Raw genomic sequence first — 1,745 nt, forward strand, 5'->3', positions numbered from 1 at the left:
AGCGTTTTATTGCCGTTAATGGCCCGCTTGTTTCAGCAAAGTAAGCCAGCCGAACAACAGCTGCAACCCGACTGGCAACAGCTGGCCTGTGCCCTTGCGTGTCGCAGTGCTTTTACGGTGATTACCGGTGGCCCGGGAACTGGCAAAACCACCACAGTGGTGCGTTTGCTGGCATTATTACAATTATTGCAACTGCACCAGCAGGCACCGTTGCTGGAGATCCGGCTGGCTGCGCCTACCGGCAAAGCAGCGGCACGCTTAAAAGACAGTATTAGCGGCGCCATCAGCCGACTTGCGGCACTGAATATTGACGGGTTCAGCCAGATAGAGCAGGCTATTCCGACAAATGTTAGCACTATTCACCGTCTGCTTGGCGTGCGTCCTGGCAGTAAAAGTCTGCGTTACAATCGTCATCAGCCTCTGCCACTGGATATTCTGGTGCTGGATGAAGCGTCGATGGTTGATGTGGAAATGATGGCCGCATTACTGCAAGCATTGCCCCAGTCCGCCAGGATCATTTTACTCGGTGATAAAGATCAGTTGTCGTCAGTAGAGGCTGGCGCATTATTAGCTGAGCTTTGCAAAAAAGCCGTGGCCGGCGATTACCTGCCGGCCACGGCCAGCTGGTTAGCAAAACAAACCGGCCAGCAGATCCCAGCTACACTTATCAGTAACAAAGGCTGCTTACTGTCACAGCATATTGTGATGTTGCGTCATAGTCATCGCTTTGGTCAGGACAGCGGCATTGGCCGGCTGGCAGCAATGGTTAATCAGGGACAATTAGATCCGGCTATCTGGCATGACTATCCCGCTGAGCTGTTATTGTTTCAGACAGCCAGCACCTCCGGTGCAGCCTTTAGCCAGTTGATTGTTGATGGTGCTAATCACCATAGAGGTTATGGTTACCGGCATTATTTGGCCATGCTTAGCAACGCCCCCGCCGAGCCAGAACGGCAGGATGACTGGGCACAAGAGATTCTCCGGGCCCATAGTTGTTTTCAGGTATTGGCGGCAACCCGTAAAGGTGAGCTTGGCGTTGAACAGTTAAATCTGCAAATTCAGCATTGTCTGGCCAAAGCGGGTTTAATTGCGCCAGAACATCAATGGTATGCCGGCAGGCCGGTGATGGTCAGCCGCAATGACTATCAGCTGGGGCTGATGAATGGTGACATTGGTATTTGTCTGCCTAAATCAGTCATACAGTCAGATGGCAGTATCAGCGTCGTGCTCAGAGTAGCATTTGCGGGCGCGGAGGGGATTAAATGGATTATCCCGGCCAGGCTGAGTGCAGTGGAAACAGTGTTTGCGATGACGGTACATAAATCGCAGGGTTCAGAATTCAGTCACACCGTTTTGGCAGTGCCTGCTCATGATAATGGTCTGCTGAACCGTGAGTTATTCTATACTGCCATTACCCGCGCATCGGCCCGCTTTACCCTGATTTGTGCTGAACCGTCTCTGCTGGTGCGGGCAGTACAGCGCCAGACGTTACGGGCCGGCGGTTTATCATTAGCGCTGGCTGCTGAGTCCTGACCGGCGTTGCTTGTTTTTTAGGCAAACGATTTTATTTCTTTAAAAAGCGCTTGCGCAGGGTTTTAAACTCCCTATAATGCGCATCCACAGACGGGGCAGCGGCAACGCAGCAAACGACTGATAACAACATTCTGAGAATGGCGAAAGCGGTTCTCGCTTCAAACGAGTTTGAAGCATGCTCTTTAACAATTCGCAATCAATTATCTGTGTGG

Annotated in this window: 1 protein-coding gene; it reads left to right on the forward strand. The window is 51.7% G+C overall.

What is annotated here, in order from left to right:
• A partial coding sequence (gene recD, locus R3177_RS14715) for an exodeoxyribonuclease V subunit alpha (protein ID WP_318971759.1) occupies positions 1-1,533 on the forward strand: 1,533 nt, incomplete at its 5' end.
• Positions 1,534-1,745 lie beyond the last annotated feature (212 nt).

Origin of the sequence: Arsukibacterium sp. (assembly GCF_033722355.1) — a bacterium.
In the GTDB taxonomy this organism is placed as follows: Bacteria; Pseudomonadota; Gammaproteobacteria; order Enterobacterales; family Alteromonadaceae; genus Alishewanella.